Source organism: Pantoea sp. M_9, from assembly GCF_008631385.1.
GTDB classification, from domain to species: domain Bacteria; phylum Pseudomonadota; class Gammaproteobacteria; order Enterobacterales; family Enterobacteriaceae; genus Pantoea; species Pantoea eucrina.
Window position 1 is genome coordinate 130,451 of the sequence record NZ_VWUF01000004.1, and the last position, 21,961, is coordinate 152,411.

General features: G+C 57.0%; 24 protein-coding genes, 1 other RNA gene and 1 other annotated feature. Of the genes, 12 read left to right on the forward strand and 13 right to left on the reverse strand.

Annotated elements, in window-relative coordinates; all coding sequences use genetic code 11:
• Positions 1-40: 40 nt before the first annotated feature.
• From dnaX to F3I15_RS09300, 3 genes are all read right to left on the reverse strand, one after another.
• The gene (gene dnaX, locus F3I15_RS09290; RefSeq protein WP_150017613.1) at positions 41-2,044 is read right to left on the reverse strand and encodes a DNA polymerase III subunit gamma/tau; all 2,004 of its coding nucleotides are present in this window, start codon (positions 2,042-2,044) and stop codon (positions 41-43) included.
• Positions 635-696 (reverse strand) — a sequence feature (DnaX frameshifting element). (Overlaps the previous gene by 62 nt.)
• A 225-nt stretch (positions 2,045-2,269) precedes the next feature.
• Complete coding sequence (apt, locus tag F3I15_RS09295) at positions 2,270-2,821, reverse strand: adenine phosphoribosyltransferase (protein WP_150017615.1); 552 nt, start codon at positions 2,819-2,821, stop codon at positions 2,270-2,272.
• 153 nt (positions 2,822-2,974) lie between these two features.
• Entirely contained in the window at positions 2,975-3,352 is a 378-nt protein-coding gene (locus F3I15_RS09300) for a DUF454 family protein (RefSeq protein WP_150017616.1), read from the reverse strand.
• 52 nt (positions 3,353-3,404) lie between these two features.
• On the opposite strand from F3I15_RS09300, the gene priC reads away from it, so the two are divergent.
• The 3 genes from priC to rsmS are packed head-to-tail and all read left to right on the forward strand — an operon-like array spanning position 3,405 to position 4,371.
• A complete protein-coding gene (gene priC, locus F3I15_RS09305) occupies positions 3,405-3,917 on the forward strand; it encodes a primosomal replication protein PriC (protein ID WP_150017757.1) in 513 nt (170 codons plus the stop codon).
• Between the two features lie 44 nt (positions 3,918-3,961).
• Entirely contained in the window at positions 3,962-4,207 is a 246-nt protein-coding gene (locus F3I15_RS09310; protein ID WP_150017618.1) for a GlsB/YeaQ/YmgE family stress response membrane protein, read from the forward strand.
• Between the two features lie 8 nt (positions 4,208-4,215).
• Entirely contained in the window at positions 4,216-4,371 is a 156-nt protein-coding gene (gene rsmS / locus F3I15_RS09315; protein ID WP_150017620.1) for a pleiotropic regulatory protein RsmS, read from the forward strand.
• On the opposite strand, the gene acrR is transcribed toward rsmS, so the two are convergent.
• A complete protein-coding gene (gene acrR / locus F3I15_RS09320) occupies positions 4,368-5,003 on the reverse strand; it encodes a multidrug efflux transporter transcriptional repressor AcrR (protein ID WP_094111511.1) in 636 nt (211 codons plus the stop codon). The two genes, rsmS and acrR, sit on opposite strands and share 4 nt — an antisense overlap.
• A gap of 143 nt (positions 5,004-5,146) precedes the next feature.
• Here acrR and F3I15_RS09325 point away from each other — a divergent pair, with 143 nt between their 5' ends.
• The 4 genes from F3I15_RS09325 (at position 5,147) to ykgO (ending at position 10,046) form a co-directional block, all read left to right on the forward strand.
• On the forward strand, positions 5,147-6,343 hold the full coding sequence (locus F3I15_RS09325; protein WP_039383010.1) for an efflux RND transporter periplasmic adaptor subunit: 1,197 nt from the start codon (positions 5,147-5,149) through the stop codon (positions 6,341-6,343).
• Between the two features lie 16 nt (positions 6,344-6,359).
• Entirely contained in the window at positions 6,360-9,512 is a 3,153-nt protein-coding gene (locus F3I15_RS09330; RefSeq protein ID WP_150017622.1) for an efflux RND transporter permease subunit, read from the forward strand.
• Between the two features lie 123 nt (positions 9,513-9,635).
• Positions 9,636-9,893 carry a type B 50S ribosomal protein L31 gene (locus F3I15_RS09335; RefSeq protein WP_150017624.1) on the forward strand — a complete coding sequence of 86 codons (258 nt, stop codon included), beginning with the start codon at positions 9,636-9,638 and terminating at the stop codon, positions 9,891-9,893.
• Between the two features lie 12 nt (positions 9,894-9,905).
• Positions 9,906-10,046, forward strand: a complete 141-nt coding sequence (gene ykgO, locus F3I15_RS09340; RefSeq protein ID WP_071668939.1) for a type B 50S ribosomal protein L36 — start codon at positions 9,906-9,908, stop codon at positions 10,044-10,046.
• Between the two features lie 293 nt (positions 10,047-10,339).
• On the opposite strand, the gene F3I15_RS09345 is transcribed toward ykgO, so the two are convergent.
• The 3 genes from F3I15_RS09345 to F3I15_RS09355 are packed head-to-tail and all read right to left on the reverse strand — an operon-like array spanning position 10,340 to position 12,717.
• Complete coding sequence (locus tag F3I15_RS09345) at positions 10,340-11,218, reverse strand: metal ABC transporter substrate-binding protein (protein ID WP_150017626.1); 879 nt, start codon at positions 11,216-11,218, stop codon at positions 10,340-10,342.
• 21 nt (positions 11,219-11,239) lie between these two features.
• Positions 11,240-12,079, reverse strand: a complete 840-nt coding sequence (locus tag F3I15_RS09350; protein ID WP_150017628.1) for a metal ABC transporter permease — start codon at positions 12,077-12,079, stop codon at positions 11,240-11,242.
• Positions 12,076-12,717 (reverse strand): metal ABC transporter ATP-binding protein, encoded by a 642-nt coding sequence (locus F3I15_RS09355; protein ID WP_150017630.1) that lies wholly within the window; start codon positions 12,715-12,717, stop codon positions 12,076-12,078. Before F3I15_RS09355 ends, F3I15_RS09350 begins: the two co-directional genes overlap by 4 nt.
• A 318-nt stretch (positions 12,718-13,035) precedes the next feature.
• Between F3I15_RS09355 and F3I15_RS09360 the strand changes: the two genes are divergently transcribed.
• From F3I15_RS09360 to F3I15_RS09370, 3 genes are all read left to right on the forward strand, one after another.
• The gene (locus F3I15_RS09360) at positions 13,036-13,389 is read left to right on the forward strand and encodes a hypothetical protein (RefSeq protein ID WP_150017632.1); all 354 of its coding nucleotides are present in this window, start codon (positions 13,036-13,038) and stop codon (positions 13,387-13,389) included.
• A 145-nt stretch (positions 13,390-13,534) separates the two neighbouring features.
• Positions 13,535-13,912 (forward strand): Hha toxicity modulator TomB, encoded by a 378-nt coding sequence (gene tomB / locus F3I15_RS09365; RefSeq protein WP_039383003.1) that lies wholly within the window; start codon positions 13,535-13,537, stop codon positions 13,910-13,912.
• Positions 13,913-13,936: 24 nt separating this feature from the next.
• Positions 13,937-14,155: an HHA domain-containing protein gene (locus F3I15_RS09370; RefSeq protein WP_039383002.1), complete on the forward strand. Its 219-nt coding sequence runs from the start codon at positions 13,937-13,939 to the stop codon at positions 14,153-14,155.
• Positions 14,156-14,258: 103 nt separating this feature from the next.
• On the opposite strand, the gene ffs is transcribed toward F3I15_RS09370, so the two are convergent.
• An RNA gene (gene ffs / locus F3I15_RS09375) (signal recognition particle sRNA small type) lies at positions 14,259-14,355 on the reverse strand.
• A gap of 157 nt (positions 14,356-14,512) precedes the next feature.
• Here ffs and F3I15_RS09380 point away from each other — a divergent pair.
• Positions 14,513-14,824 (forward strand): MGMT family protein, encoded by a 312-nt coding sequence (locus F3I15_RS09380; RefSeq protein WP_150017634.1) that lies wholly within the window; start codon positions 14,513-14,515, stop codon positions 14,822-14,824.
• A 36-nt stretch (positions 14,825-14,860) separates the two neighbouring features.
• Here F3I15_RS09380 and F3I15_RS09385 read toward each other — a convergent pair whose 3' ends face one another.
• Positions 14,861-15,418 (reverse strand): YbaY family lipoprotein, encoded by a 558-nt coding sequence (locus tag F3I15_RS09385; protein WP_150017636.1) that lies wholly within the window; start codon positions 15,416-15,418, stop codon positions 14,861-14,863.
• 203 nt (positions 15,419-15,621) lie between these two features.
• Here F3I15_RS09385 and tesB point away from each other — a divergent pair, with 203 nt between their 5' ends.
• A complete protein-coding gene (tesB, locus tag F3I15_RS09390) occupies positions 15,622-16,485 on the forward strand; it encodes an acyl-CoA thioesterase II (RefSeq protein WP_039382999.1) in 864 nt (287 codons plus the stop codon).
• Between the two features lie 41 nt (positions 16,486-16,526).
• On the opposite strand, the gene amtB is transcribed toward tesB, so the two are convergent.
• The 4 genes from amtB to F3I15_RS09410 all read right to left on the reverse strand — a co-directional run bounded on the left by amtB (position 16,527) and on the right by F3I15_RS09410 (position 21,954).
• Positions 16,527-17,819 carry an ammonium transporter AmtB gene (gene amtB, locus F3I15_RS09395; RefSeq protein ID WP_150017638.1) on the reverse strand — a complete coding sequence of 431 codons (1,293 nt, stop codon included), beginning with the start codon at positions 17,817-17,819 and terminating at the stop codon, positions 16,527-16,529.
• 23 nt (positions 17,820-17,842) lie between these two features.
• Positions 17,843-18,181 (reverse strand): P-II family nitrogen regulator, encoded by a 339-nt coding sequence (gene glnK, locus F3I15_RS09400; protein WP_003850469.1) that lies wholly within the window; start codon positions 18,179-18,181, stop codon positions 17,843-17,845.
• Positions 18,182-18,413: 232 nt separating this feature from the next.
• Positions 18,414-20,177, reverse strand: a complete 1,764-nt coding sequence (locus F3I15_RS09405) for a SmdB family multidrug efflux ABC transporter permease/ATP-binding protein (RefSeq protein WP_150017640.1) — start codon at positions 20,175-20,177, stop codon at positions 18,414-18,416.
• Positions 20,170-21,954: a SmdA family multidrug ABC transporter permease/ATP-binding protein gene (locus tag F3I15_RS09410; RefSeq protein ID WP_150017642.1), complete on the reverse strand. Its 1,785-nt coding sequence runs from the start codon at positions 21,952-21,954 to the stop codon at positions 20,170-20,172. The genes F3I15_RS09405 and F3I15_RS09410 overlap by 8 nt, the downstream gene beginning before the upstream one ends.
• Positions 21,955-21,961 lie beyond the last annotated feature (7 nt).

Below are 21,961 nucleotides of genomic sequence, written 5' to 3' on the forward strand. Positions count from 1 at the left end.
CTCTGCTGGGGCTGCGCGCAACCTCTGCGCGACAGCGTGATCATACGGGTCGGATACTCTCTTCATCCAGATCGGCATCAAAAAACTGCTGCAGCATCTGAATGTGGGTATCACTCGCGAGCGACTGGCGCGCCTGCGCCAGCTTCTCTTCATAGATGGCCTGTCGCCACTCCAGCGGCGTCAGCACCGCCGGATTATCATCTTCCACGATGGTCAGTTCAACTTCCTGACCCGCCGCCTGGCTTAGCGCAGCCTGAATGGCCTGCCGGGCTGCCGCAGAATTGAGGTGTCGCTGGCTGCTGCGCAGATGCAGCGTCACGCTCTGTTCATGCTGCTCTTTCCACGCGTTGAGTGCCACCTGCTGCACCAGCTTTGGCAGCGTCAGCCGGGCAATTTCAGCGGTCCAGGCATCACGCTGCTGTGCTTCCTCGGCCAGCCGCGCAGCCAGCTCCGGCGTTTTCTCATGCTCCAGCGCTGAACGCAAGGCTTTTGGCGTTGCGACCGGCTCCGCTTTCTCCTCACTCTGCTGCTGCGCTTTCCAGCGGTACGCCTCCGGTTTTACCGGCGCGCTCACGGCTTCGGGTGCGCGCTGCTGAACGCGCTCCGTCACCGTAGCCAGACGCTCCAGCGCCTGATTTGCCGGCCGCGCGGGACGCGCTGCCGGCTCACTCTTTTTTACTTTACCTGCCCCCTGACGCAGCAGTTGCGTACGCGCCTGCAGCAGCTGGCTGGTGGTGTCCGGCAGATTGCCGGCAGGCGGTGCCTGCGGTTCTGCCGGAGCCGGCGCAGCGGGCGGCGCCATCTGCGGTTGCGTAGCCGGCGCCATCTGCGGTTGCGTAGCCGGTGCCATCTGCGGTTGTGTAGCCGCAGCGGGCTGCTCAGCCGGGGCGGCGGCAGGTACCTGCGGCGCCGCCTGCGGTGCCAGCGACGGACGCGCCACCGGTTCAGCAAGTGTAGCCTGTGGATGGAAAGCCAGCGCGCGCAGCAGCGTCATTTCCACGCCCAGGCGCCGATCGGGCGCCAGCGGCAGATCTTTGCGTCCCATCAGCAGCGTCTGATAGTAGAGCTGCACGTCAGCGGGCGGCAGGGTACGCGCCAGCTCACGCAGGCGCTGCGCTTCACTGAACTCTTCATCATTCAGGGAGCCAGGCAGCAGCTGCACCATTGCGATGCGATGCAGCAGCCGCAGCATCTCAACCAGCAGCGCTTCCCACTCTACACCGCGCGAAGCGGCCTGATTCAGGCGCGCCATTACCTGTTCGCCGCTGCCTTCTGCCAGCGCTTCAATCAGCGCCAGCGGCTGTTCGTCATCCAGCGTACCGAGCATCTGCGCGACGGTGTCGCGCGTGACGCTGCCCAGCCCGCTGGCGATCGCCTGATCGGTCAGGCTCAGCGCATCACGCATACTGCCATCGGCAGCACGCGCCAGCAGATGCAGCGCACGTGGCTCTGCGGCAATCTGCTCCTGCTCCAGCACATAGCTCAGCTGCTGCTGAATCTGTTCAACGTCCAGCGCCTTCAGATGGAACTGCAGGCAGCGCGACAGGATAGTGATCGGCAGCTTCTGCGGATCGGTAGTGGCCAGCAAAAACTTAACGTGGGACGGCGGCTCTTCCAGCGTTTTCAGCAATGCGTTAAAGCTGTGGCGCGACAGCATGTGCACTTCATCAATCAGATAGACCTTGAAGCGACCACGCGCTGGCGCGTACTGCACGTTATCCAGCAGATCGCGCGTATCTTCCACTTTGGTACGGGAAGCCGCATCGATCTCAATTAAGTCAACAAAGCGGCCCTGCTCAATTTCCCGGCAGTTGTCGCACTTGCCACAGGGCGTAGCGGTAATACCGGTTTCGCAGTTCAACCCTTTCGCCAGCAGGCGGGCAATAGAGGTTTTCCCTACGCCACGGGTGCCGGAGAAAAGATAGGCATGATGAATACGTCCCAGTGATAACCCGTTGGCGAGCGCAGTCAGCACATGTTCCTGACCCACTACGTCTGCGAAGGCCTGGGGACGCCATTTTCGCGCAAGTACCTGATAGCTCATGTGGATGTGGTCACTGGATTGTATTGAGTTGGCACAGCAGCGCGGCAATCAGCCGGCAGCCACCGTCAGAAAAAGGGAAAAAATGCAGCTTCGCAAACCCTGTGTATTTGGGCAGTAGTTTACCAGCCACAGCGAAATATGCCTATACCCGTCTCGGGCAGGCGCAGGCAGAGTAACGTAAGGGGTAAGCACTGCGCTCCGCAAAACAGCAGAGCGCAGCAGGCCTTAGTGGCCGGGGAAGCTGACGAGGCTGTAGCAGTTAACGCCCAGCGCGGTCAGGCGCGCTTCGCCGCTGAGATCAAACAGATTAATCACAAAAGCGGCATCATTGACTTCGCCACCCGCGCGGCGGATCAGTTTTACCGTCGCCTCAATGGTGCCACCGGTTGCCAGCAGATCGTCGATGACCAGCACGATATCGCCAGGTTTAATCGCATCTTTATGCAGCTCCAGCGCATCCGTACCGTACTCCAGCTCATAGCGCTCCTGCCAGGTTTCACGCGGCAGCTTGCCCGGTTTACGCACCGGTACAAACCCTACGCCCAGCCCCAGCGCTACGGGTGCACCAAACAGGAAGCCGCGCGCTTCTGTACCCACTACTTTGGTGATGCCTTTGTCACGATAGCGCTCAACCAGAATGGAGATTGCCGCCGCATAGGCCTGCGGATCTTCCATAAGGCTGGTTACGTCGCGGAACAGAATGCCCGGCTTCGGATAGTCGTGAATACTTTTGATGCTGTTTTTGATCAGTTCAAGCTGCTGCGCAGTTGCGGTCATAAAGGTTACGCCTGGAAAAATATCTAAAACGCGCAGCTTCAACAGCGCCAATACCCGGAGACCGGGTTAAGCGAAGTCGTTTCACAGAGGGAAGCCACGCACGAAGATGCCCAAATCTAAGCAAACAGCAGCCTAAATGCAACCCTGACGCGGTTAATGTTGCGTTGTCTCTTCTTCTACTACCGGAATACGCCACATAAAGAGCAGCAGTATTGCTAACAACACCAGCAGCAGCAGACGCAGCCAGAACAGCTTCACCAGCCAGAGCGAAAACGCAAAGGTGATGATAATCAGCACTATTGCCCGCCCCTTAGCGCCTGGCGGCATGGCCCGATGACGCTGCCAGTGACGCAGATAGCGGCCAAACGGCGAGCGCCACAGCAGCCAGTGGTGAAAGCGCGGCGATGAACGGGCAAAACACCAGGCGGCCAGCAACACAAATGGCGTTGTCGGGAGTAAAGGTAATACAATGCCCAGCGTGCCCAGCACTATCGCCAGCCAGCCAAGGCTCAACAGTAAAAAACGCTGCATGCCAGATGCCTGAATACTGAATATGCTCTTACGTTAACATGGAACCGAAGTGATGCCTCTCCTTTCCGCGCCTGAGCGGCTGCAAAAAATCGTTGAAACGCTGCGCCAGCGTATAGCACAGCAGCCGGACGGCGCCTGCAGAGTGCCGCGCTTTGATGCCGCCCTGTTTCAGACTAAAGGCACCCGCCTGAGCGACTATTTGCAGGAGCTGGAGCGAAATCTGCACCATCTGCAGCAAAAACAGCACAGCGCCGTGCAGCAGCAGTGGCTGGCGCAGCGGGTGCTGGATCAGCTGGCGGCGCTTCAGCGCGAATGCGAAAGCCAGCAGCTGCGGCCGTGGCGGGAGCAGCCGCGGCGTGATATCCGCCAGCAGAAGCGTGTTGAGTATCAGGGGTATGAGACGCGGCTACTCGCTATGCTGCGCCAGCGTGAGGCGCATCTTGCGCAGGCAGAAACGCTGAGCGTGCAGCAGCAGCTGATGCGGGAAGTAGAACAGCTGCAGGCGCGATTAAGCCGCTGTCGCGCGGCGCTTTATCAGCTCGAACTGCCCGCCGCGCAGGCGTAGCGCCGCACTTCTATACTCAACGCATAAGCCAGAAGGAGGAAACGGTGACGCTGATTGTCTGGATAGTAACGGGCCTGGCCGCGGGCTGGCTCAGGCGCCTGCTGCTGCCCGGCAGGCCCGGCGGGATGATCCCCGGGCTGGTACTGGCCGCGATTGGCGCGTTGATTGGCGGCTATATTGCCACCTACTTTATGAATGGCGAAATCGGCACGCTGCATATCGCCGGCGTGGCTGCCGCCCTGGCGGGCGCAGTGCTGATGCTGCTGGTTGCAATAAAACTACGGATTTAGGAGAGAGTATGTCGCTTGAAAGCGCACCGGATGAGATTAAGCTGGCGGTAGACTTGATTCAGCTGCTGGAGGAGAACCGGGTGCCGCCCGCGACGGTGCTGGCCGCGCTGGCGATCGTCCGGCGCGACTATGAACAGAAGCTGGCCGCCGCGCATGCAGATTAACGCGCGCTCAGGGTCGGGCTCAGCCGCAGCATATCGAGAAACGCATCAACGATCTGCGGCGCTTCCGCTGCCAGGTCAAAACTGTGCGGATTAAACAGCCAGCTCTCCATCATGCCATTGATATAGCCGCGCATCAGCAGCGCCGCCTGGCGGGTATTCAGCGCACCGGGCAGCTGCCCCGCCTCAATACAGCTGCGCAGCACGGTTTCAATGCGGTCATAACACGCCTGCAGTAAACCCTGCTGCATTGCTACCAGCGTCGACATTTCGCCCACAAACTCACATTTATGGAAGATAATCTCCATAAGTGCGCGTCTTTGCGCATCCTTTGCCGTGGCGTCAAGGATATAGATCAGCATCGAACGCATTACAGAAAGTGGATCGTCCGGATATTTTGTCTGATACTCAAGTTCCACATCGTCCAGCCCGGCGTCGCAGCGCAGCCAGATTTCCTGTAACAGATCGGCTTTATTTTTAAAGTGCCAGTAAATGGCACCGCGCGTGACACCAGCCGCTGCGGCGATATCAGCCAGCGACGTGGCGGCCACACCCTGTTCAGAAAAGTGTGCTAATGCGGCATCAAGAATTTGATTACGCGTTTCAAGTGCTTGCGCTTTGGTTTTTCGTGCCATAGGGAGCTGTTTTTACAAACTGGCAAGTTTACATACATTTGTGAATGTATGTACCATAGCATGACCCGTGTTTTAACGCAGCAATGGGTTTATCGGTTTGTGATCCATTGATCATTTGATATCGGACACTAGAGGTTTTATTTATGAATAAAAACAGAGGGTTAGTGCCTCTGGCGGCCGCCGTGATGCTTTCAGGCAGCTTTTTGTTAACAGGATGTGATGATGATAAATCTCAGCAAGCCGGCCAGCAGCAGCAGCAACCGCCGGAAGTCGGGGTGGTCACATTAAAAGCTGAACCCCTGAAGGTCACGACTGAACTGCCCGGTCGCACTTCCGCGTTTCGCGTAGCAGAAGTCCGCCCTCAGGTGTCGGGTATCATTCTGAAGCGTAATTTTGTTGAAGGCAGTGATATTAAAGCGGGTCAGTCGCTTTATCAGATCGATCCTGCCACCTATCAGGCAGCTTACGACAGTGCTAAAGGGGATTTAGCGCAGGCGCAGGCTAATGCCCGCGTAGCGCAGCTCACCATCAAACGTTATAAACCGCTGCTCGGCACCAAATATATCAGTCAGCAGGATTACGACAACGCAGCGGCCACTGCGGCTCAGACCGCGGCTGCTGTACAGGCCGCCCAGGCTAACGTTGAAACTGCCCGTATCAATCTCGCCTACACCAAAGTTACCTCGCCTATCAGCGGCCGTATCGGCAAATCCTCTGTGACAGAAGGTGCCCTGGTCTCCAATGGTCAGACTAACGCGCTCGCGACCGTGCAGCAGCTGGATCCTATGTACGTCGATGTAACGCAGTCCAGTGACGATTTTCTGCGCCTGCGCGCCGAGCTGGAAGCGGGTCAGCTGAAACAGACCGATGGTAAAGCTAACGTTACGCTGCTGATGCAGGATGGTAGCCCTTACAAGCAGTCGGGAACACTGGAATTTTCCGATGTCACCGTTGATGAAACCACCGGTTCGATTACGCTGCGCGCTATCTTCCCAAACCCGGATAACCGTCTGCTGCCAGGTATGTTTGTGCGTGCGCGTCTGGATGAAGGCGTGAACCCAACCGCGCTGCTGGTGCCGCAAACCGGTGTGACCCGTACGCCAACCGGCGATGCCAGCGCGATGGTTGTTGGCGCAGATAACAAAGTAGAAGTACGTAAGATCACTGCAAATCAGGCGTTTGGTGACAAATGGCTGGTTACCGATGGTCTGAAAGAGGGCGACCGCGTGATTACCGTCGGTATTCAGCGCGCGAAAGCGGGTGCGCAGGTTACGCCAAAAGAGGTCTCAGATGATGCTAAAGCAGCCCAGGAATCTCAGTCTGCTAAATCGTCGTCATAACAGGAGCCGTTGATACATGGCTAAGTTCTTTATCGATCGCCCCATTTTTGCATGGGTGCTTGCCATCATCATTATGATGGCGGGTGCGCTGTCGATCATCAGCCTGCCGATTGAGCAATATCCCAATGTTGCGCCACCGGCGGTTGAGATCCAGGCATCTTATCCGGGTGCGGATGCAAAAACGCTGCAGGATTCTGTTACGCAGGTTATTGAACAGAATATGAACGGCATCGACGGGCTGATGTATATGTCCTCGAGCAGTGACTCATCCGGTACGCTGACGCTGACGCTGACCTTCCAGTCCGGTACCGACGCGGATATCGCGCAGGTGCAGGTGCAGAACAAGCTGCAGCTGGCGATGCCGCTGCTGCCGCAGGAAGTACAGCAGCAGGGGATTCAGGTTAAAAAATCCTCCAGCAGCTTCCTGATGGTAGCCGGTTTTGTCAGTGATGATGGCAGCATGACGCAGAACGACATTGCGGACTATGTCGCCTCTAATATCAAAGATCCTATCAGCCGTACCACAGGCGTAGGTGATACTCAGGTGTTTGGTGCACAGTATGCGATGCGTATCTGGCTCGATCCGCACAAGCTGAACAACTATCAGCTGACGCCGGTTGACGTGATCAGTGCGCTGCAGACGCAGAATACCCAGGTCGCCGCCGGTCAGCTAGGCGGTACACCGCCGGTGCCAGGCCAGCAGCTTAACGCCTCTATTATTGCTCAGACCCGCCTGACCTCAACCGATGAGTTTGGCAACATCATGCTCAAGGTGAACCAGGATGGCTCGCAGGTGCGTCTGCGCGACGTGGCAAAAATTGAACTGGGTGGTGAAAACTACGAAGTTATTGCCCGTTACAACGGCAAGCCTGCATCCGGTATCGGTATCAAGCTGGCGACCGGGGCTAACGCACTGGATACCGCAGAAGCGGTTAAAGCAGAGCTGGGTAAACTGGAGCCGTTCTTCCCGTCAGGCATGAAGACCGTCTACCCGTATGACACGACTCCGTTTGTAAAAATCTCCATTTTCGAAGTGGTTAAAACGCTGTTCGAAGCGATTGTGCTGGTGTTCCTGGTTATGTATCTGTTCCTGCAGAACTTCCGCGCCACGCTGATCCCCACCATCGCCGTACCGGTGGTGCTGCTGGGTACCTTCGCTATCATCAATGGTTTTGGCTACTCCATTAACACGCTTACGATGTTTGGTATGGTGCTCGCCATCGGCCTGCTGGTTGATGACGCCATCGTGGTCGTCGAGAACGTTGAGCGCGTTATGGCAGAAGAGGGACTGCCGCCGAAAGAGGCGACCAAACGCTCCATGGAGCAGATTCAGGGCGCGCTGGTCGGTATTGCGCTGGTGCTCTCTGCGGTATTTATTCCCATGGCGTTCTTTGGCGGCTCAACCGGGGTTATCTACCGTCAGTTCTCGATCACCATCGTTTCAGCGATGGCGCTGTCGGTGCTGGTCGCGCTAATCCTCACCCCTGCCCTCTGTGCCACCATGCTCAAACCGATTAAAAAAGGTGAGCATGGTAAAACCACCGGCTTCTTTGGCTGGTTCAACCGCATGTTCGACAAAAGCACCAATCACTATGTCGACAGCGTCAGCCATATTATCCGCAGTACCGGCCGCTATCTGGTGATCTATCTGGTCATTGTTCTCGGCATGGCGTGGCTGTTCCTGAAGCTGCCGACCTCCTTCCTGCCGGAAGAAGATCAGGGGCTGTTACTGGCACAGGCGCAGCTGCCAGCCGGTGCGACCCAGGAACGTACTCAGAAAGTGCTGGATCAGGTAACGGATTACTTCCTGACCAAAGAGAAAGATAGCGTCAATTCCGTGTTCACCGTTAACGGCTTTGGCTTTGCCGGCCGTGGTCAGAACACCGGTATCGCGTTTGTCAGCCTGAAGCCGTGGGATGAGCGTGGCAGCGCCGATCTGAAAGTACCCGCTATCGCCGGACGCGCCATGGGCGCACTGGGTCAGATTAAAGATGCCATGGTCTTCCCGTTCAACCTGCCGGCTATTATCGAACTGGGTAACGCCACCGGTTTTGACTTCCAGCTGATTGATCAGGGCAACCTGGGCCATGAAAAGCTGACCGAAGCGCGAAATCAGCTGTTTGGCATGATCGCCCAGCATTCAGATACGCTGGTTGGCGTACGTCCGAACGGCCTGGAAGATACGCCGCAGTACAAGCTAATTATCGATCAGGAAAAAGCGCAGGCGCTGGGGGTATCGCTCTCTGATATCAACACTACGCTGGGCGCCGCCTGGGGTGGCTCCTACGTCAACGACTTTATCGATCGCGGTCGCGTGAAGAAAGTGTACGTTATGGGTAAAGCGGATGCGCGCATGCTGCCGGATGACATTGGCAAATGGTATGTGCGTAACAGCGCCGGCAATATGGTGCCCTTCTCCGCCTTCTCCTCTGCGAAATGGCAGTATGGCTCACCGCGCCTGGAGCGTTACAACGGTCTGCCTTCCATGGAGATCCTCGGTCAGGCTGCACCGGGCAAAAGCTCGGGTGATGCGATGGATATGATGGAGGAGCTGGCGTCGAAACTGCCAACCGGTATTGGCTACGACTGGACCGGCATGTCCTATCAGGAACGTCTGTCAGGTAACCAGGCCCCGGCGCTCTATGCGATCTCGCTGATTGTCGTCTTCCTCTGCCTGGCGGCACTCTATGAGAGCTGGTCTATTCCGTTCTCGGTGATGCTGGTCGTGCCGCTCGGCGTTATTGGCGCGCTGATCTTCACCACCCTGCGCGGGCTCAGTAACGACGTCTACTTTGTAGTCGGGCTGCTGACCACGATTGGTCTTTCCGCTAAGAACGCCATTCTGATCGTCGAATTTGCGAAAGATTTGATGGATAAAGAGGGCAAAGGCCTGGTGGAAGCGACGCTGGAAGCGGTACGTATGCGTCTGCGCCCGATTCTGATGACCTCACTGGCGTTTATCCTCGGCGTACTGCCGCTGGCGATCAGCAGCGGTGCCGGCTCCGGCGCTCAGAACGCAGTAGGCACCGGCGTAATGGGAGGAATGGTCACCGCTACCGCGCTGGCGATCTTCTTTGTACCGGTCTTCTTCGTCGTGGTGCGTCGCCGCTTCAGTAAGCATAAAGCGGAGCTTGAAGGCAGCCATCCGGCTGAACACGCGAAACACTAATTGACTCCTTAATGAAAAAGGCCGCAGATGCGGCCTTTTTTTATGGTGCCTGATGACAGTTGCAATCGCGCCAAAACGGGCGCATAATAATGTAATATTATAACATTACATAGGAGCCTTCATATGAAGCCTGATATCCACCCGCACTATCGTCCGGTTCTGTTCCATGACACCACCGCTGATGAGTATTTTAAAGTGGGATCAACCATTAAGACTGAACGCACCATCGAGTTTGAAGGCGAGGTTCTGCCTTACGTGACGCTGGATGTCTCCTCCAAATCGCACGTTTATTATACCGGCAAACAAAAAGAGTTTGCCAAAGAGGGCAGCGCGGCGCGCTTCAACAAGCGCTTTGGCAGCTTCCTGACGCGCACCAGATAAAGGAGCAGTACGATGCAGGTCGTGAGTTCACTTCGGTCGGCTAAAACCCGCCACCGGGATTGCAAAGTGGTACGACGTAAAGGCCGTATTTATGTGATTTGCAAATCCAATCCACGTTTCAAAGCGGTTCAGGGAAGAAAGAAAAAGCGTTAATGCGTTGTGAGAGTCTGGCCGGGATGCTCCCCGGCCTTTTTTATCAATTTGCGCGTAAGACCTCGCCCAATCGGGCGGGGATATAAGCGCGGTAACATATAAAAGCGGCCGGGCTGACCGCGTTAGCCCACGGAGCGACTGTAAACCCTAAANGATATAAGCGCGGTAACATATAAAAGCGGCCGGGCTGACCGCGTTAGCCCACGGAGCGACTGTAAACCCTAAAGCCGCGTAATGCGGCTCAGGTAGGTTGCGTTGAAGTGGGAATCCTCGCCCTTTAGGGCGGGGAGCAGTCAATGCATGCTTTTCAGCATCGCTTCCGCGTTATGCCGGAATGCTGCCGTATAGGTCGCAGCCGGACCGCCAGCAGCGGAGAGCGCCTCCGGATAGAGTTCGCCGCCGGGCTGCGCGCCCGATTCACTGGCTATCTGTTTAACCAGGCGCGGGTCGGTCTGATTTTCAATAAAGTAGCGGTGAATATGCTCACGCCTGAGCTGCTTGATAATCTGCGCAACGTCACTGGCGCTGGCTTCTGCTTCGGTAGAAAAGCCGACCGGAGCCAGGAAGGTAACGCCATAACGCTGTCCGAAGTAGCCAAAAGCATCGTGGCTGGTCAGCACTTTGCGTGCGCTGCGCGGCACGGCGTTAAATGCAGATTTAGCCCAGCTGTCGAGCTGCTGCAGCTGCTGAATATAACGCTCGCCGCTGCGCCGGATGTCGGCGGCGTCCTGCGGATCGGCTTTTATCAACGCCTGCATTACGTTACGCGCATAAATTTCACCGTTCTGCAGATTGTTCCAGGCGTGCGGATCGGTGACGGTACTGCCCTCCTCTTCCATAGTACGCGTGCTGATGCCGCTGGACGCCACCACCACATCGCCGCGATAGCCTGAAGCCGTAATCAGCCGATCCATCCACCCTTCCAGACCGAGACCGCTGACAAACACCACGCTGGCCTGCGCCAGCGCCTGGCTGTCCTGTGGCGTAGGCTCAAAGGTATGCGGATCGCCATCCGGCCCGACCAGCGAGGTGACACGCACATGATCGCCGCCAACCTGTTTTACGATATCGGCCAGCACGGTAAAACTGGCTACGGTATTGATAGTACTGGCCTGCGTAAACGGGCTGACCAGCATCGCGCTGGTTATCAGGCTCAGTGCAATAAACTTCATTTGTATCCCCTTATCAGTATATTAACGACGACGCAGCACGCCGCCGCATGGCCCTGTCAGAACAGAGAGCAGAAACAGCCCGGCAGCACTCAGCACCACGGCGGGTCCGGCAGGCAGTGAGTAGTACCAGGAGAGCAACAGACCGCTTAGCGCAGCAGCGATCGCCAGCAGCATAGCGATAAACAGCAATGGGGTGAGCCGACGGCTCCAGAAGCGGGCGCTGGTAGCGGGCAGCATCATCAGCCCGACGGACATCAGCGTTCCCAGAATCTGAAAGCCAGCAACCAGGTTCAGTACGATCAGCAGCAGAAAAAGCCCCTGTACCAGCGGTGCGCTCCAGCGGTTCTGCACCCGCAAAAAGTCGGGATCGAAGGCGTCAATGACCAGCGGGCGGAAAATCAGCGCCAGCGTTAGCAGCGTAAACGCGGCGATAGCGGCAACCAGAACCAGCGCAAGAGTGTCGACTGCCAGCAGCGAACCAAACAGCACGTGCAGCAAATCCACACTGGAGCCGCGCAGCGAAACCAGCGTGACCCCCAGCGCCAGCGAGCCAAGATAAAATCCGGAAAAGCTGGCATCCTCTTTTAACGGGGTATAGCGACTGACAGCACCGGAGAGCAGCGCTACCACCAGCCCCGCCAGCAGTCCGCCTGCCCCCATTGCCACCAGCGACAGACCTGAGAGCAGATAGCCAACCGCTGCACCCGGTAATATCGCATGCGATAGCGCGTCGCCTATCAGGCTCATCCGGCGCAGTGACAGAAATACGCCCAGCGGAGTGGCGCTTAGCGCCAGCGCAATACAGGCCACCAGCGCGCGGCGCATAAAGCCAAATTCGATAAAAGGCTGCAGCAGCGTCATGACGTCACCTGCACGCTCTCTGGTGAGTGATCCAGCGATAATTCTGTGCTGAAGTAGCGGCTGACCAACGGCCTGTCGTGCAGGACCACCAGCAGCGTCGTGCCCTGCTGATGCTGCTGCCGGAGCAGCGCCATCAGCAGAGTAGTGGTGGATGCATCGATAGCGCTGAAAGGTTCATCCAGCAGCCAGACCCGGCTCTGCTGCATCAGAAGCCGGGCAAAAAGGACCCGCTGCAGCTGGCCACCAGAGAGCGTGGCGGGCTGCGCATCAGCAAATGCCCGCATCTGTACGGCGTCCAGTGCGGCGTCGATCTCTCTGTGCAGCGCCCGGTTAATGCCGCCAAACCAGCCGCAGCGCGGCCAGCAGCCGGTGGCAACCAGCTCATATACCGTAAGCGGAAAACGCGTCTCCAGTTCGCTACGCTGTGGCAGCCAGCCAATAGCACGGGCGGGCACGCCGATCGGGCAGGAGCCGGAGACCGGTGCAATCACGCCAGCCAGCGTTTTCAGCAGCGTTGACTTGCCGCTGCCGTTTGCGCCGGTCAGCGCGGTCATACTGCCGGCAGCCAGTTTTCCGTCGGGGATCGCGGTTATCGCCTGCCCGCGATAGCCGACCTGGAGCTGATTAAAGTGGATCATGCCGAGGTGCCCCAGAAGACGCAGAGCATCAGCAGAGTAATAAGTATCATGACAACCATCAGACGACTGCCGACGGAAAGTAACAGACCGCTGTTGCGCATCGCATTCCCCATTATGTTATAACATAACAATACACTAACGAATTTAACGGCAAAGCGCGTGCAGAGAAGTGTTTCAAAAATTGATCGTCCGTGCCCCCGGGCAGATCGCCAGTGGCATTACCCATCGCAATAATCGCTGGTAGCGTCAATCACCTGCTTGCATTACAACCAGCAAGACTCAATGATAGCGGTACGATCTTTTTTTACGGAATACGCTATGCAGGCTATTATTAATGTGGACGTTGCGGCAGATGAACATGACTGTGACAAACTTCGCAGCGTCATCCAGGGGAATATTCTTAAAATAGCTGAAGCGCTGGCCGGAGAGTTAGATTGGTATTCGCAGAGTGCTCAATTAGTTCCTGAAAGTTTTCAGGTACTATCTATTAAAACCATTAATCCAGATAGTTTTAAAATGCTTTATGAATTTTCCTGGGATTTATTTAATCCCTGCCTCGATTTGAACGAAACATTTACCCGACATGAAGAAGTTATGTTCCACGTAAAGCCCGGCGCGCTGGTGTTTGATGTGATTGACAATACGCGCCTCTCCCCTGCTGATGAATTGTAATATTTGGTAATTGAGGTGAGCAAAACTAATGATTGTGGATTACATTTAACAGGTCGCTGAATTATTTTTATTCGTGATCGCTCCCTGGTAGCTCTTTTAAATCTCGCCGCGCTGCGGCTCCTGTGCTCGCTATGGAGGGAAAAAGATGGACGAATACTCACCGAAACGGCATGATATTGCCCAGCTTAAATTCTTATGTGAAAACCTGTACGACGAGAGTATGGCTACCCTGAGTGAAAATCATCGCGACTGGGTTAATGACCCTGCCTCCTCTGCTAATTTACAGCTCAACGATTTTATTGAGCATATAGCCTCTTTCACAATGAATTACAAAATTAAGCATACGGAAGATGAGTCGCTGATTTCTCAAATCGATGAATATCTTGATGATACCTTTATGCTTTTTAGCAGTTACAGTATCAATGCAAAGGATCTTCAGCGCTGGCAGCGATCCGCTAAACGCTTATTTAATATTTTCGCCGAAGAGTGTGCTTATCTTCAGCAACCGAGCCATTCCTTTTAGCATCAGAGTGAGAAAATTTTTTTCATGAGCAATCAAACCCTGACCAAGACCGACTATTTGATGCGTCTGCGTCGTTGTCGTTCAATTGATACCCTTGAACGGGTCATCGAAAAAAATAAGTATGAATTACCGGATAGCGAACTGGCAGTATTCTATTCAGCAGCAGATCATCGCCTTGCTGAACTGACCATGAACAAGCTTTACGATAAAGTGCCAGGCTCTGTGTGGAAATATGTTCGCTGATACAGCGTGCAGTGCTGTTGAGTGATTAAAGCGGAATAAGGCAAGGGAGTGCCGTAAAACTCTGAAGAGGCGCGGCTGGTTGCTGGCCCGAAATGGGTGGAGGCCCTGCCAGCTACATCCCGGCACACGCGTCGCCTGCTGCGGCTGCTTCCTTCCGGACCTGACCGAGTTCACAAGTTAGCGTTGCGGGAGAACCAACAGGGCCTCCATTGAGTGCTCTCTTATCAAAGAGCGGGGGCATTATCAGCGAACGCCTGTGCAATTGCAAGGGTGAGCCAGACAACCGTTGTTTTCTTGAACAGGCGTACTCTGTCAGCTACCCTGCTTCAGGTTTCCCTCTGTTTCTTACTCCCGATAATGAATGATTCTCTGAATTTTGCCGCACGCGTCTGGCACATTGTAGCCGCAATACCGCGCGGTCAGGTAACCACCTACGGTGATATCGCTTTACTCGCCGGTTCACCGCGCGCTGCGCGTCAGGTAGGCGGTGTACTGCGTCGCCTGCCGCCGGAAAGCACGCTGCCCTGGCATCGCGTTGTTAACCGTTACGGGCATATTTCCCTGCAGGGTGACGATCTGCTGCGTCAGCGTGATGCGCTGGAGGCTGAAGGGGTCATTGTCAGTGAGGAAGGCGGGATTGATATGGCACGCTATCGCTGGGAGATTTAATCAGCAGGCCCGCAACGGGCCTGCTGATGCTGCAGATTACAGGCTGGTCGGCGCCGGTACGGAAGCCGATGGCGTTACCTGAGTAGGTGACGTCGACGGAACCGTGGTCGCGGCACCTGTCTGCGTCGGCATTGCGCGATTGGCAACCGGCACCAGCAGCAATTCAGCTTTGGTGCCACCCTGATTGATCACTGGCTTCACCGTGTCCGTAACAAACGCCAGTTTGCCATCCATAGTGATGGCTGCGCTCAGCAGAATGCGCGCGTCTGGCTTAATGTCTGCCGGATTAAAGGGCAGAATAAACTGGAACGGTGACTGTTTGCCTTCGGTACGCACGGCACGCTGTGCCAGCACTTTAGAAGGCGCGTCCGCCAGCGACGCATCTGCCAGCGTAACGGTCAGTACCGCATCCGGCGGCAGCGCGATGCGCTGACGGATATAAACAGAACCGCTTACGTTAGGCTGCTTGATGGCCGACTGCTGGCCGGCAACCGCCGAGCCAAGCGTAGGCGTCGGAACCGGTTTGCTGTGGTCAGCACACCCTGTAATCGCCGCCGCCAGTGTCATACCGCTAATAACCTGCCAGAGTTTCATCGATGTCGTCTCCTTATGAACACTATGATTGTCGGCGGTTAATTTTTTAGCTGGCATTTCAACCGCCGATTGCTCTTAATTCTGGCACAGAAATCCGCATTGCGCCTGGAGCCTCACCCGTCATCAGAAATCAGCGCAAATCCGTTGCGCAAACTGGTCGGATCTTTCACACTTGCGCCATATCTGCTGATGAGGACATGATTATGAGCCAGGCGCTGACTAACCTGCTTACGCTATTAAATCTGGAAAAACTGGAAGAAGGCCTGTTCCGCGGGCAGAGTGAAGATCTCGGTCTGCGTCAGGTGTTTGGCGGTCAGGTGGTGGGCCAGGCGCTCTATGCCGCTAAACAGACGGTGCCGGAAGATCGCATTATTCATTCATTTCATAGCTATTTTCTGCGTCCCGGCGACAGCCATAAAGCGATTATTTACGATGTCGAAACGCTGCGCGACGGCAAAAGCTTCAGCGCGCGCCGCGTCAGCGCTGTCCAGAATGGCCAGCCTATTTTCTATATGACCGCCTCCTTTCAGGCGCCTGAAACCGGGTTTGAGCATCAGAACAGTATGCCCCCGGTGCCGGGGCCGGATGAGCTGCCTTCTGAACGCGATCTGGCGCAAAAACTCGCCGCGCATCTGCCGCTGAAGCTTAAAGAGAAGTTTCTCGCTGAGCGGCCGCTGGATATCCGTCCGGTTCAGATCCACAACCCGCTTAAGGGCCACGTGGCTGAGCCAGTTCGCCAGGTCTGGGTGCGCGCCAATGGCCAGATGCCTGCCGATCGCCGCATCCATCAATATGTGCTGGGCTACGCCTCCGACCTTAACTTTTTGCCGGTGGCGCTGCAGCCGCACGGTAAAGGGTTTCTGGAAGCGGATATGCAGGTGGCCACGATCGATCACTCGATGTGGTTTCACCGCCCGTTTGATCTCTCAGAATGGCTGCTTTACAGCGTGGTGAGTACGTCTGCCTCTGGTGCGCGCGGCTTTGTACGCGGCGAGTTCTATACGCAGGAGGGTACGCTGGTAGCGACCACGGTACAGGAAGGTGTTATGCGTCAGCGCGACGCATAAAAAAAGGGGCGATCCGATCGCCCCTTCTCTTCGTTTTTAGCTTACTGGTTATACGCGTTTTCGCCGTGGCTGTTTACATCCAGGCCTTCACGCTCCTGCTCTTCCGGTACGCGCAGGCCGACAATCACATCCGCCAGCTTGAAGCCGATAAAGGCCACCACACCGGACCAGACCACGGTGACGATACAGCTGAATATCTGGATCCAGACCTGATGCCCCATAGTGACGCCTTCCGCATAGCCAACGCCACCCAGCGAGCTGGAGGCGAAGACGCCGGTCAGGATGCAGCCGAGGATACCGCACACGCCGTGCACGCCAAACACATCACAGGGGTCATCGACGCGCAGCCATCTTTTCAGCGTCGTAACGCCCCAGATGCCCGCGAGTCCGCCCGCCAGACCGATGATCAGTGCGCCGCCAACGCCCACGTAGCCACAGGCTGGCGTAATGGCGACCAGGCCGGCGATAAAGCCGGAGCAGGCACCCAGCAGCGAAGGCTTACCGCGCAGCGCCCACTCACCAAAGACCCAGGAGAGCACTGCACCTGCGGTAGCGACAACGGTGTTTACAAACGCCAGCGCAGCAATTTCGTTCGCCGATGACGCTGAACCGGCGTTAAAGCCAAACCAGCCGACGTAGAGAATGGCCGTGCCGAGAAACACCATCGGCAGGTTATGCGGTTTAAACGCCTCTTTGCCAAAACCGGCACGCTTTCCGACCAGATACGCGCCTACCAGCCCCGCGACAGCGGCGTTGATATGCACCACGGTACCGCCGGCAAAGTCCAGCGCGCCATCCTGCGCCAGATAACCGCCGCCCCACACCATATGCGCAATCGGCAGATAGGAGAGTGTCAGCCAGACGCCGACGAAAATCAGCACCGCTGAGAAGCGAATACGTTCAGCCAACGCGCCTACGATCAATCCGACGGTAATACAGGCAAACGACGCCTGGAACGCGACGTGAATATATTGATAGAAGCTGCCCATGACGGCTTTCAGCTCAATGTTTTTCAGCATCACCCACTGGAAGTTGCCGAAAAAGGCGTTGCCTTCGCTGAAGGCCAGCGAGTAGCCATATACAACCCACAATACGCAGACCAGGGCAAAGGTTACGGCAACCTGTGTGAGCATGGACAAGACATTTTTACCGCGGATCAGGCCGCCATAAAACAGCGCGATGCCGGGAATTGTCATAAAAAGTACCAGTGCGGTACAAATCATCATAAAGGCGTTGTCCGCTTTATCTGCGACCGCAGGGGCAGCAGCCAGCGTCAGAGTGGGTAACAGCGCCAGGCTGGCAAGGCCCAGTTTCATCATCATTTTTTTNTTCATCCCATCTCAAGTCAGAACCCGGATCAGAGCGCCGCTTCGTCAGTTTCACCGGTACGGATACGGATCACCCGCTGCAGCTCAGCAACGAAGATTTTGCCGTCGCCGATTTTGCCGGTGTAAGCCGCTTTACTGATGACATCAACCACTTCATCCAGCTGGTCATCTGCAATCGCGATATCAATTTTTACTTTTGGCAGGAAGTTAACGCTGTACTCGGCCCCGCGATAGAGTTCGGCATGTCCTTTCTGACGGCCAAACCCTTTAACTTCAGATACCGTCAGCCCCTGAATGCCAATGGAGGATAGTGCCTCACGGACATCCTCCAGCTTGAATGGTTTGATTACCACGGTAACCAGCTTCATACGTCCCCTCCGGATTAAACACAACTGCGCGATGTATACGCAGTGGCTGAAGCAAAGGGTGTGCCAGAAGTGCAAAACGCGTTTTAACGCGGCGGCGGTACAGGCTCAGCGCGGGGCGGCATCGCCGGAGAGAAAGAACGGTGCGGAGGTCTGCACCTCTTTGGTGCTCAGGGCGTCAAAGAGGTGCAGAAGTGAGAAAGGAACGGGTCAGCATGAACAAAAAAGGTGCACCTCAGGCGGATGCGCCGGCCGCCAGCTGCTCGCCAGCCTGCTGCAGCTGATACATCTGCCAGTAGCGCCCCTGCTGCGCCAGTAGCTCTGCATGCGTACCACGCTCGGCAATATGGCCGCGATGTAACACCAGGATCTGTTCCGCCTCCATAATCGTCGAGAGCCGGTGCGCAATGACCACCAGCGTGCTGTGCTGGCGCAGGGTGCGCAGCGCCTGCTGAATCGCCTGCTCGGTGCCGGAATCGATGTTTGCGGTAGCTTCATCGAGGATCAGGATCTGCGGCGGCGCGACCAGCACACGAGCCAGCGCCAGCAGCTGTTTCTGCCCGACCGACAGCGTATTGCCCTGCTCTCCCAGCCGCGTATGAATACCCTCCGGCAGCGCACGGGCCAGCGTAGCGAGCTGCACGCTATCCAGCGCCTGCCACACCCGCTCTTCAGGGATCGCCCGTCCCAGCTGTACGTTAGCCAGCAGCGTATCGGCCAGCACCACTGGATCCTGCTGCACCATGGCAATGCCGGTGCGCAGCGCATCGTGCGAGAGCGAAGAGACCGGACGCCCGTCCAGCACAATCGACCCGTGCTTTACCGGATAGTAACCCATCAGCAGGTTTGCCAGCGTGCTCTTGCCGCTGCCGGTATGCCCGACCAGCGCAACGAAGCCCCGTGACGGCACGGTAAAGGAGATATTGCTCAGCACGTCGCGATCGTCGCGATAGGCGAAACTGACGTCGTGCAGCGCGATTTCGCCGGAACGCAGCGGAGCACTTTCGCTGCCATACCCCTGCTGATGCGCATCAACCAGTTCAAAGATGCGTTCACCCGATACCACCGCCTGCTGCAGCATCGACTGCTGCGTCGTCAGTTCGATCAGCGGCTCATTCAGCCGGCCCAGGTAGGTGATAAAGGCATAAAGCACGCCGACTTCAAATGCGCCGGGTGAAGCAAAACTGAATAGCAGTAACAGGCCGCACAAAATCAGTGCAGAAAAGAGGCTAAGCAGCGGGCGCAGCAGAAATCCGTCCAGCCGCAGCGTCTGCATGCGCGCCATATAGTGGGCGCGACTCGCTTCGCTCATGCGGGCCCCGAAACGCGCCTGCTGCCTGAACTGCTGGATCACGCTCATGCCGTTGATCACTTCGTTAAAGCCGTTGTTGATATCCGCCAGATAGCTGCGAACCCGGCGGGCAATCGGGGTACTGTAGCGCTGATAAATCAGCATCACGGTCAGCACCAGCGGGAAAATAACCAGCGCCACCAGCGCCATACGCCAGTCGAGCGAAAACATGGCGACCAGCATCGCGCCAATCAGCGCGGCGCTGCGCAGCACGGTGGCGACTACGGTGACATAGAGATCTTTAATAACCTCGGTGTCATTAGTGACGCGCGAAATAATCTGCCCTACCGGCTGGGTGTCGAACGCGCTCAGCGGCTGGCGCAGCGCCGCGTTCATGACATCAACGCGCAGCTGCTGCACCACTCCGATTGCCGCACGGTTAAACAGCAGCGCCTGAAAATAGTGCAGCGCCGCCGCCATGAGCTGCAGCAGGATAAAACTCACCAGTAATCCCGCCACGATGCCCCACGGCATCTGATGTCTGGCGATCAGGCGATCGATAAAATAGCTGACCAGCACCGGGCCGGTCACCTCGGCCGCCGCCGCCAGCCAGAGCATACCGGTTGCTAGCCACAGCGAGCGGCGCCAGGGTTTTCCGTATGCCAGCAGCCGTTTCAGCGTCGGCCACAGCCGCTGCGACTTAGCCATGCTGCGCTCCTGTTGCGGTTTCATCTTTGTTTTCACTCTCATCATCCAGCGCCGCTTCCAGCTGCTGATAGCGGTACATATCGCGATACCAGCCCGGCTGCGCCGCCAGCTGGTCATGCTCGCCACGCTGCGCAACGCGCCCCTGCTGCAGCACCAGAATTTCACTCGCTTCCGTTAACGCCGAGAGACGGTGCGCGCTGATAATCAGCGTACGGTTCTGCCCCCAGATGCGCAGGTTATGCAGGATGTCATGTTCGGTACGTCCATCTACCGCGGAGAGCGCATCGTCCAGAATCAGGATCTCCGCCTCCAGCAGCAGCGCGCGGGCAATCGCGATGCGCTGCTTCTGCCCGCCCGAAAGCATGACCCCACGCTCTCCAACCTCTGTCTTATAGCCCTGCGGCAGGCGCAGAATATCCTCATGCACGCAGGCCATTCTTGCCGCCTGCTCAATCTGCTGCTGCGTGGCGTCGGGACGTCCCAGCGCCAGATTGTTTGCCACGCTGTCAGAAAACAGAAACGGCGTCTGACTCACTACCGCCAGGCGGCTGCGCCAGCTGTCCAGCTGCAGCTGCGCCAGCGGCAGCTCGCCGTAGCGGATCTCTCCCCGATCGATATCGAAGTGGCGCTGGATGAGACTGAGCAGCGTGCTTTTACCACAGCCGGTCGGGCCACATAATCCCAGCATCTGCCCTGGCTGCAGCTTCGCATGGATATCCTGCAGTACGGCATTTTCTGTCCCCGGGTAGTGAAAGGCGTCGATGGCGAGCTGCAGCACAGCCGGCTCAGGCGGTAACGTCAGGGTGCCGTCAGCCACTGCCGGCGCTTCAGCCAGCAGCGCGCGAATACGGCTCCAGGCCGCACTGCCGCGCTCCACGATGTTGATCATCCACGCCAGCGCCAGCATCGGCCAGATCATCAGCCCCAGATACATCACAAAGCTGGTAAGCTGGCCCAGCGTCAGGATACCGTGCCATACCATCCAGCCGCCGCCTGCGATCGCCAGCAGGTTGGAGAAGCCAACGGCGACGTAAATAATGGGATCAAATCGCGCATCTACCCGCGCAACATGCAGATTTTTACGTCCGGTATCGCTGGCGATGTCAGCAAACTGCTGCGACTGGTGATCTTCCAGTCCAAATGCTTTGATCATACGGATGCTGGTCAGGCTCTCCTGCGTCTGATCGTTAAGACTGGAGAACGCCGCCTGCGCAACTTTAAAACGCTGATGCAGCCGGGAACCATCCCGCTGGATCGCCAGCGCCATAAAGGGCATCGGGATCAGCGCCAGCAGCGTCAGCTGCCAGCTTATCTGCGTACTCATGACCGCCAGGACCACCAGCCCCATGACCAGGGAGTCCACCAGCGTCAGCACTCCCTCGCCCGCCGCAAACACAACGCGGTCGACATCATTCGTTGCGCGTGCGATGAGATCGCCGGTGCGATGGCGCAGATAGAACGCAGGATGCTGTCGGCTCAGCTGACGATAAAAGTCCTCGCGCAGTTCTACCGCCAGCTGATACGAGGCGCCAAACAGCAGCACGCGCCAGACATAGCGCAGCAGATAAACGATAATGGCGGTCAGCAACATAACGCCGATCCACATCATAATCTGTCCGGCAGAGAGCCGCTGCTGCGTGACGCCATCGACAATTACGCCGACCAGATGCGGCGGGATCAGCTGCAGCAAGGCGATGATAATAAGCAGGCAGACAGCACCGGCATAGCGGCGCCACTCACGCAGGAAATACCAACTAAGCTGGCTGAATAATCGCACAATCTCT

Excerpts from the sequence above, each read along its gene's own strand:
- ykgO (WP_071668939.1), top strand. The coding sequence starts at position 9,906 with ATGCAGGTCGTGAGTTCACTTCGGTCGGCTAAAACCCGCCACCGGGAT.
- tomB (WP_039383003.1), top strand. The coding sequence starts at position 13,535 with ATGGACGAATACTCACCGAAACGGCATGATATTGCCCAGCTTAAATTC.
- F3I15_RS09325 (WP_039383010.1), top strand. The coding sequence starts at position 5,147 with ATGAATAAAAACAGAGGGTTAGTGCCTCTGGCGGCCGCCGTGATGCTT.
- priC (WP_150017757.1), top strand. The coding sequence starts at position 3,405 with ATGCCTCTCCTTTCCGCGCCTGAGCGGCTGCAAAAAATCGTTGAAACG.
- F3I15_RS09360 (WP_150017632.1), top strand. The coding sequence starts at position 13,036 with ATGCAGGCTATTATTAATGTGGACGTTGCGGCAGATGAACATGACTGT.
- F3I15_RS09405 (WP_150017640.1), bottom strand. The coding sequence starts at position 20,177 with ATGGCTAAGTCGCAGCGGCTGTGGCCGACGCTGAAACGGCTGCTGGCA.
- F3I15_RS09345 (WP_150017626.1), bottom strand. The coding sequence starts at position 11,218 with ATGAAGTTTATTGCACTGAGCCTGATAACCAGCGCGATGCTGGTCAGC.
- F3I15_RS09330 (WP_150017622.1), top strand. The coding sequence starts at position 6,360 with ATGGCTAAGTTCTTTATCGATCGCCCCATTTTTGCATGGGTGCTTGCC.
- F3I15_RS09370 (WP_039383002.1), top strand. The coding sequence starts at position 13,937 with ATGAGCAATCAAACCCTGACCAAGACCGACTATTTGATGCGTCTGCGT.
- tesB (WP_039382999.1), top strand. The coding sequence starts at position 15,622 with ATGAGCCAGGCGCTGACTAACCTGCTTACGCTATTAAATCTGGAAAAA.
- F3I15_RS09350 (WP_150017628.1), bottom strand. The coding sequence starts at position 12,079 with ATGACGCTGCTGCAGCCTTTTATCGAATTTGGCTTTATGCGCCGCGCG.
- acrR (WP_094111511.1), bottom strand. The coding sequence starts at position 5,003 with ATGGCACGAAAAACCAAAGCGCAAGCACTTGAAACGCGTAATCAAATT.
- F3I15_RS09300 (WP_150017616.1), bottom strand. The coding sequence starts at position 3,352 with ATGCAGCGTTTTTTACTGTTGAGCCTTGGCTGGCTGGCGATAGTGCTG.
- glnK (WP_003850469.1), bottom strand. The coding sequence starts at position 18,181 with ATGAAGCTGGTTACCGTGGTAATCAAACCATTCAAGCTGGAGGATGTC.
- apt (WP_150017615.1), bottom strand. The coding sequence starts at position 2,821 with ATGACCGCAACTGCGCAGCAGCTTGAACTGATCAAAAACAGCATCAAA.
- dnaX (WP_150017613.1), bottom strand. The coding sequence starts at position 2,044 with ATGAGCTATCAGGTACTTGCGCGAAAATGGCGTCCCCAGGCCTTCGCA.
- F3I15_RS09380 (WP_150017634.1), top strand. The coding sequence starts at position 14,513 with ATGAATGATTCTCTGAATTTTGCCGCACGCGTCTGGCACATTGTAGCC.
- rsmS (WP_150017620.1), top strand. The coding sequence starts at position 4,216 with ATGTCGCTTGAAAGCGCACCGGATGAGATTAAGCTGGCGGTAGACTTG.
- F3I15_RS09355 (WP_150017630.1), bottom strand. The coding sequence starts at position 12,717 with ATGATCCACTTTAATCAGCTCCAGGTCGGCTATCGCGGGCAGGCGATA.
- F3I15_RS09385 (WP_150017636.1), bottom strand. The coding sequence starts at position 15,418 with ATGAAACTCTGGCAGGTTATTAGCGGTATGACACTGGCGGCGGCGATT.
- F3I15_RS09335 (WP_150017624.1), top strand. The coding sequence starts at position 9,636 with ATGAAGCCTGATATCCACCCGCACTATCGTCCGGTTCTGTTCCATGAC.